Source organism: Yoonia sp. (genome assembly GCF_036007805.1).
GTDB lineage: Bacteria > Pseudomonadota > Alphaproteobacteria > Rhodobacterales > Rhodobacteraceae > Yoonia.
On the sequence record NZ_DASYOK010000094.1, the window covers coordinates 1 to 7,651 of the forward strand.

General features: G+C 58.2%; 8 protein-coding genes. 2 read left to right on the plus strand and 6 right to left on the minus strand.

All coding sequences use genetic code 11. From position 1 onward, the window contains the following. From VGP75_RS05295 to VGP75_RS05310, 4 genes are all read right to left on the minus strand, one after another. On the minus strand, nt 1-335 hold a 335-nt coding region (locus VGP75_RS05295), incomplete at its 3' end, for an ATP-binding cassette domain-containing protein (protein ID WP_414727779.1). Nucleotides 336-390: 55 nt separating this feature from the next. Continuing rightward, nucleotides 391-1,845 (minus strand): dihydropyrimidinase, encoded by a 1,455-nt coding sequence (gene hydA, locus VGP75_RS05300; protein ID WP_327542656.1) that lies wholly within the window; start codon nt 1,843-1,845, stop codon nt 391-393. Nucleotides 1,846-1,890: 45 nt separating this feature from the next. Continuing rightward, nucleotides 1,891-2,181, minus strand: a complete 291-nt coding sequence (locus VGP75_RS05305; RefSeq protein ID WP_327542657.1) for a GIY-YIG nuclease family protein — start codon at nt 2,179-2,181, stop codon at nt 1,891-1,893. 126 nt (nt 2,182-2,307) lie between these two features. Continuing rightward, nucleotides 2,308-3,558 carry a Zn-dependent hydrolase gene (locus VGP75_RS05310; protein WP_327542658.1) on the minus strand — a complete coding sequence of 417 codons (1,251 nt, stop codon included), beginning with the start codon at nt 3,556-3,558 and terminating at the stop codon, nt 2,308-2,310. Nucleotides 3,559-3,720: 162 nt separating this feature from the next. Here VGP75_RS05310 and VGP75_RS05315 point away from each other — a divergent pair, with 162 nt between their 5' ends. Both VGP75_RS05315 and VGP75_RS05320 read left to right on the plus strand, forming a co-directional pair. Further along, nucleotides 3,721-4,323 (plus strand): TetR family transcriptional regulator C-terminal domain-containing protein, encoded by a 603-nt coding sequence (locus VGP75_RS05315; RefSeq protein WP_327542659.1) that lies wholly within the window; start codon nt 3,721-3,723, stop codon nt 4,321-4,323. A gap of 33 nt (nt 4,324-4,356) precedes the next feature. After that, entirely contained in the window at nt 4,357-4,602 is a 246-nt protein-coding gene (locus tag VGP75_RS05320) for a hypothetical protein (protein ID WP_327542660.1), read from the plus strand. Between the two features lie 67 nt (nt 4,603-4,669). Here VGP75_RS05320 and preA read toward each other — a convergent pair whose 3' ends face one another. Continuing rightward, complete coding sequence (gene preA, locus VGP75_RS05325) at nt 4,670-5,974, minus strand: NAD-dependent dihydropyrimidine dehydrogenase subunit PreA (RefSeq protein ID WP_327542661.1); 1,305 nt, start codon at nt 5,972-5,974, stop codon at nt 4,670-4,672. A 1-nt stretch (nt 5,975) separates the two neighbouring features. Beyond that, the gene (locus VGP75_RS05330) at nt 5,976-7,310 is read right to left on the minus strand and encodes an NAD(P)-dependent oxidoreductase (RefSeq protein ID WP_327542662.1); all 1,335 of its coding nucleotides are present in this window, start codon (nt 7,308-7,310) and stop codon (nt 5,976-5,978) included. Nucleotides 7,311-7,651: the final 341 nt, after the last annotated feature.

Genomic DNA, 7,651 nt, shown 5'->3' on the forward strand with positions numbered 1-7,651 from the left:
GCCTTGGAGAACCCCATGATCTCAAGCGGCAGCTTGATATTGCCACCAATCGTGCGCCACGGATACAGACCAGCGGCCTGAAACACATAGCCATAGGCCCGCGCCATCCGCGCCTCATCCGGTGTCATGCCATTGACCGAGATCTGCCCGCCCGTCGGCTGCTCCAACCCCGCAATGCAACGCAGGAACGTCGTCTTACCGCACCCTGAAGGGCCGATAAACGACACGAAGTCCCCCTTGTTGATCTCAAGGTTCACGTCCTTGAGCGCATGCACAGGGCCATCATTGGTCTCAAACGTCAGGTTCAGACCTTCCGCTTTAATCGTCGTATTCAAAGCCACATTTCACCCCGCAGTCCCGGACCTGACCCGGGACCTCATCCACTCTACCTTAGACACCCGTCGCCGGAATACCCGACCGCTCCACCGGCCGCGGCGCGGTCAATTCCTTCCACTTCGACAGCGCCTTATTCGTCGGCGTGTTCGCCGCGCGTTTCACAAATTTGCCGTGGCCTTCCTGCGTGCGCACCTCGCCATCATGGATCGCGACGTGGCCCCGCGTCAGGGTAAATCGCGGCAGGCCCTTCACTTGCTTGCCCTCGAACACGTTGTAATCAATCGCCGATTGCTGCGCGCCCGCGGTGATCGTCTTGGATTTCTCGGGGTCCCAGACCACCAGATCGGCATCGGCCCCCACCAGAACGGCCCCCTTGCGTGGATAGCAATTCAGCACCTTCGCAATATTGGTCGAGGTCACGGCGACAAATTCGTTCATCGTCAGACGGCCCGTTCCAACACCATGTGTCCAGAGCATCGGCATCCGGTCCTCAAGCCCGCCTGTACCGTTCGGAATTTTCGTGAAATCGCCGACGCCATAGCGTTTCTGTTCGGTGGTAAAGGCACAGTGGTCCGTCGCAACCACACTCAAAGAACCAGACTGCAAACCGGCCCAGAGACTATCCTGATGCTGCTTGTTGCGGAACGGCGGTGACATGACGCGGCGTGCGGCGTGGTCCCAATCCTTGTTGAAATATTCAGATTCATCCAGCGTCAGATGCTGGATCAGCGGCTCGCCCCAGACGCGTTTGCCCTGCATACGGGCACGGCGGATCGCCTCATGCGCCTCTTCGCAGGACACATGCACGATATAGAGCGGCACGCCGGTCATATCGGCGATCATGATGGCACGGTTCGCGGCCTCACCCTCGACCTGCGGCGGACGGGAATAGGCGTGCGCCTCGGGGCCGGTATTGCCCTCGGCCAGCAGTTTGACGGAAAGCTCGGCCACCACATCGCCATTCTCGGCATGGACCATCGCGATGGCCCCCAAAGACGCCAGACGCGAAAACGACGCATACATCTCGTCGTCATTGACCATCAGCGCACCTTTATAGGCCATGAAGTGCTTGAAGGTGTTGATGCCGCGGTCCTTGACCACGCTTTCCATCTCGTTGAACACCTGCTCGCCCCACCATGTCACAGCCATGTGGAAGGAATAGTCGCAGTTCGCGCGGCCCGATTTATTGTCCCACATCTGAAGCGCGTCATGCAGGCCCTGACCCGGCGCAGGCAGCGCAAAATCGACAACCATCGTCGTACCGCCCGACAGCGCCGCACGGGTTCCGCTTTCGAAATCATCGGTGGAATAGGTGCCCATAAACGGCATCTCTAGGTGGGTATGCGGATCAATGCCGCCCGGCATGACGTAGCATCCGGTCGCGTCGAGTTCCTCGTCGCCCTTCAGGTCCGGCCCGATCTCGATGATCTTGCCGCCGTCGATGAGTACGTCTGCTTTGTAGGTCAGATCAGCCGTGACGATGGTGCCGTTTTTGATGACTTTGGTCATTGGTCTCTCCCAAGTGCTACGCAGTCCCTGACTTGATCAGGGACCTCAGAGAAACGAGACCTCCATCATCAAATCGGACCACTTTGGATTTTGTTCGTTGATCAGCGCGTCTTTCCAGGCGCGCCGCCAGCGTTTGAGTTTCTTTTCGCGGGCGATCGCTTCGGGCAGTGTTTGATGCACCTCGAAATAGACCAGCTTGCGAATACGGTACCTCGATGTGTGGGTGCCGCCCCTGCCTGACTTGTGTTCGGACATACGTTTGAACAGGTCTCCGGTCACGCCAATATAGATCGCCGTGTTCGACTGGCAGGCCGCGATGTAGGTGTAGAATGCCATGGCTCACTTTTGCGCACACACGGTTAACAAAAGACCAACACAGTCCCGGACGTGATCCGGGACCTCTTGCCGCAACGTGGAGGTCCCGGATCACGTCCGGGACTGCGTGGTGAATTGTGGCAACCCTCACCCAACAATCTCCGCCGTTTCCACAACCGCATGAAACAGCACATCGGTCCCTGCTGCCGCCCATTCTGGCGAAATCTCTTCCGCCTCGTTATGGCTCAACCCATCAACACACGGACACATGACCATCGCCGTCGGGTAGATATCATTGATCCAGCAGGCATCATGCCCGGCACCCGACACGATATCCATGTGGCTATAGCCGAGCCGTTCCGCCGCATCGCGCACGGCCTTCACACAGCCTTCATCGAAAGCGGGCGGATCAAACTGGCCGACGATTTCGGCCTCGAATGTCACCCCGATGTCTTCACAAATCTTCGGTGCGCGCTCCATCAGCTCGTCCACCATGCCGTTCAGCTTATCCAGCAGATGCGTGCGCATATCGACGGTAAAGACCACCTTACCCGGGATGATGTTGCGCGAGTTCGGATAGACGTCGATATGGCCAATCGCACCCACGGCGTTCGGCTGGTTCTTCATCGCGATCTCATGCACCAACTCGGTGATCAGCGCCAAACCACGCCCCGCATTCTTGCGCATGTGCATGGGCGTTGACCCTGTATGGCTTTCCTTGCCGGTCACCGTGCATTGAATCCAGCGCAGTCCCTGACCGTGGGTGACGACACCGATATCCTTGCCTTCGGCCTCCAAAATCGGACCCTGTTCGATGTGCAACTCAAAGAACGCATGCATCTTGCGGTCGCCAACTTTCTCGGGGCCTTTCCAGCCAATCCGCTCCAACTCGTCCCCGAAACGTTTGCCATCGGCATCCACGCGATCATTGGCCCAGTCGAGCGTATGTTTGCCCGCAAAAACACCCGATGCCAGCATGGCGGGGGCGTAACGGGTGCCTTCCTCATTGGTCCAGTTCGTTACGACAATCGGGTGTTTGGTCTTGATATCGAGGTCATTGAGCGTGCGGATCACCTCAAGGCCACCGAGCACACCCAAGACACCATCATATTTCCCGCCCGTGGGCTGGGTATCCAGATGCGAGCCCACATAAACCGGCAGCGCATCGGGATCGGTGCCTTCGCGCCGCGCAAACATATTGCCGATCTCGTCAACGCCCATGGTGCAACCCGCAGCCTCGCACCAGCTTTGGAAAAGGTGGCGGCCGTCGCTGTCTTCATCGGTCAGGGTCTGACGGTTGTTGCCTCCCGCGATACCGGGGCCGATCTTGGCCATCTCCATCAGGCTGTCCCACAGCCGTTCACCGTTGATACGCAGGTTCTCTCCGGGGGCTGGCATGAGGGCTCCTCTCTTCTGGTTTGACCAACTGGTCAAAATAACGCTAACAGAGAGGAAACATCAGTCAAGTTCTCTGCGCTAAATACTGGCAGATGCATCCATCACAGGCAAAATTGGGCAAATCCGGCCCGGCTTCGCCTGAATTTTGAGCAAAGGATCGGCATGACCAAAGCCCCCACCCGCATCCAGCAGCGTAATCGCGCGGCGATCCTCTCTGCTGGACTGGATATTTTTTCGCAATACGGGTTTCGGGGGGCAACGCTGGATCAGATCGCCGATGCGGCGGGCCTGTCCAAACCGAACCTGCTTTACTATTTCCCATCCAAAGAGGCCATTCACACGGCGCTTCTGGAACGCCTCCTCGAAACATGGCTTGACCCGTTAAAAGCCCTTGACGGGTCAGGTGATCCGGTTGCCGAGATCATGGGCTATGCGCAGCGCAAACTGGCAATGAGCCGCGATTTTCCGCGCGAAAGCCGGCTGTTTGCGAATGAAATCCTGCAAGGCGCGCCCCATATCGAAGAGATCCTGAAAACCGATCTGAAAACGCTGGTCGATGACAAGGCCGCCATCATCCAGGGCTGGGCAGATGCAGGAAAAATCGCGGCCATCGACCCGCATCATCTGATCTTTTCAATCTGGGCCTTTACCCAGCATTACGCCGATTTCGACGTGCAGGTGCGGGCCGTCTTGGGCGACAAAGCCCCGCATGACGGGGCCTTGAGCTTTCTGGATACGCTGTATTCGAAACTCTTGCGCGTTTAAGAGAGTATTCACCAATTCGTGGGACGTTTTGGTATGCAGATTGTCCATGCCTCAACCGTCCGCCACCCAAGCACGAACCCGAGCTGGTGCGCCCGTATCTTTGATGCCAAAGCTGCGCGATCAGGCGGTATTGTCAGACGCGCCGTGAAAGATGTGGATCGCGAAATCGGGCGCGTGGCTTTCATAAATGAAGTCAGCCGACGCGGTTATCATCTGATCGAATGCGGTGGGCAGTTCATCGTTATCTGCAATGCGGGAAAAATGATCGTGCACACATGATTGCGATAACCTTCGTACGAAGGTTATCGCTTGGACCACAAGAATTTTTGACAAAAATTCTTGTGCTTCACTCAGCCGCAACCGCCCCCGGATTATTCGGGTGTGTCGTCCAGTTGGCGTATTCCTTTTGCACCACTTTCCCAGTGCGCGGATCAACTTCGCCCGGCTGCATCGCTTCCATCGTGATGCAGTTTTCCACAGGACAAACATCGACACAAAGGTTGCAGGCCACACATTCCGCATCAATCACGCTGAACGTGCGGTCCTCGGACATGGCAATCGCCTGATGGCTGGTATCTTCGCAGGCGGCATAGCAGCGCCCGCATTTGATGCAGTCGTCCTGATTGATCTTGGCCTTGGCCACGTAATTGAGATTCAGGTACTGCCAATCCGTCACATTCGGCACTGCGCGCCCAACGACTTCTTCGACTGACGTATAGCCCTTCTCATCCATCCACTGGGACAGCCCGCTGATCATTTCCTGCACGATCTTGAAACCATAGGTCATCGCAGCGGTGCAGACCTGCACATTGCCCGCGCCAAGGCTGATAAACTCCGCCGCGTCGCGCCATGTGGTGATACCGCCGATCCCGCTGATCGGCAGGCCGCGCGTTTCGGGGTTGCGCGCGATCTCGGAGACCATCGACATGGCAATCGGTTTCACCGCAGGGCCGCAATAGCCGCCATGCGATCCTTTGCCATCAATCGAAGGCTCCGGTGACATGGTATCAAGGTTCACCGACGTGATCGAGTTGATGGTATTGATCAGGCTCACTGCATCGGCCCCGCCACGCATGGCAGCCGCCGCAGGTTTGCGCACATCGGTGATATTGGGCGTCAACTTCACGATCACGGGTTTGTCGTAATACTGCTTGCACCAGCGCGTGACCATTTCGATGTATTCGGGCACCTGCCCCACGGCCGCGCCCATACCGCGTTCGCTCATCCCATGCGGGCAGCCAAAGTTCAGTTCGATACCATCTGCGCCAGTGGCTGCCACGCGGGGGAGGATGTCTTTCCATGCCTGTTCTTCACAAGGCACCATGATCGACACGATCATTGCGCGGTCAGGATAATCAGCCTTCACGCGGGTGATTTCTTCAAGGTTCACTTCCAAAGGACGGTCCGTGATCAGCTCGATGTTGTTCAGGCCCAACAACCGCCGATCCGCGCCGTAAATCGCGCCATACCGCGGACCATTGACGTTGACGACAGGTGGTCCTTCGGATCCAAGCGTTTTCCAGACCACGCCGCCCCAGCCTGCCTCGAAGGCGCGGCGGACGTTGTATTCCTTGTCCGTTGGCGGGGCCGAGGCCAGCCAGAACGGATTGGGGCTCTTGATGCCCAGAAAGTTTGTTGTCAGATCAGCCATTTTAGTTGCTCCCCATCAAGGTTGCATGAATATCCATCGCCGCATCGCGGCCTTCTGCGACAGCCGTGACGGTCAGGTCATCACCACCAGTCGCGCAATCACCACCGGCCCACACACCCGCCTTGCTGGTCCGGCCCGCACCTGTCACGGCAATCTTGCGCCCTGCCAGTGCCAGACCGCCATCGGTCGTCAGCGTCTGTCCGATCGCCTTGAACACCTGATCGGCGGGCAGACGCACAGTCTCGCCCGTGCCTTTCAACCCGCTGCCGTCATCGGTGGTGTATTCCAGTTCAATCTCGCGCACGGCACCGTTGCCGTGGATCGCCACAGGCTGGGCGTTGAACATCAGCCGCACACCTTTTGACGCGGCAAGGTCCTGCTCATAGGTGCTGGCGCTCATCGCCTCGCGCCCGCGCCTGTAGGCAATTGTAACGTTTTGCGCGCCCAGCAGTTTTGATTGCACGGCGGCATCGACAGCGGTCATCCCGCCCCCAATCACAACCACATCGCGGCCAACAGGCAGGGCCGCCAGATCACTGGCCTGACGCAGTTCCTTGATGAAATCGACAGCATTGCGAACACCGTCCTTGTCCTCGCCCGCACTGCCCAGCGCATTCACACCGCCAAGACCCACACCAAGGAAAACTGCGTCATAGCTCTCGGTCAGACCGCCAAGTGAAATACCTTCACCCAAGCGCACCCCCGTTTGCACAGTGATGCCGCCAATCCCCAAGAGCCAATCTACCTCGCGCGCCGCGAAATCATCGGTTGATTTGTAGGCGGCAATCCCGAATTCATTCAGGCCGCCTGCCTTGGCCTCGGCATCATAGACCGTCACATCATGGCCATGCATCGCCAAGCGGTGTGCACAGGCCAGACCCGCAGGCCCCGCGCCGACCACTGCCACCTTCTTGCCGGTTTCAGGCGCGCGATCGTAGGGGTGGCGCTGCTTGGCCATCAGCGTATCGGTGGCATGGCGCTGCAGGCGCCCGATCTCGACCGGCTTGCCCTCGGCCATTTCACGCACGCAGGCCTGTTCGCAAAGGTCCTCTGTCGGACAGACGCGGGCGCACATACCGCCCAGAATATTCTGGTCAAAGATGGTCTTGCCCGCAGCCTCGGGCGTGCCGGTGCTGATCTGGCGAATAAAGAGCGGGATATCGATATCGGTCGGGCAGGCCGTCACACAAGGCGCGTCATGGCAGAAATAACAACGATCCGCGGCAACCGCCGCCTCATGGGGCGTAAAGGGCGCATGTAGATCGCCAAAGTTCTCGCCGAGTATCTCGGCGGGCAGACGCGCTGCGGCAATTCCGGGGGTCATGGGGCTGGACATGGTGCAATCCTGATCTGGCTTCTCACAAGCAGCCTGCCACAGTTTTATTTTTTATCAAATGGTAAATTTTTGGCAGTTTATGAAAACAGACGCCGACGCCGTTCGCAACGGCGGGATGCCTCCGGCGGAAGTTTGATTAGACATGGAAAATCATAAGGTTAGGTCAAAAGTGGAAAGATGCGACGACGTTGCGTTTGCCAAGTGTCAGCGCGTCCGCCACATGCAGCATCGGTGACAAATCCACCTCGGATGCACTTGTTTTGACCAGTTCCGCCATCCGGTCATAGAGCGCGGGATACTCGCGATCCGCCCCCGCAGCGACCTCATTGCCATCAATCAAC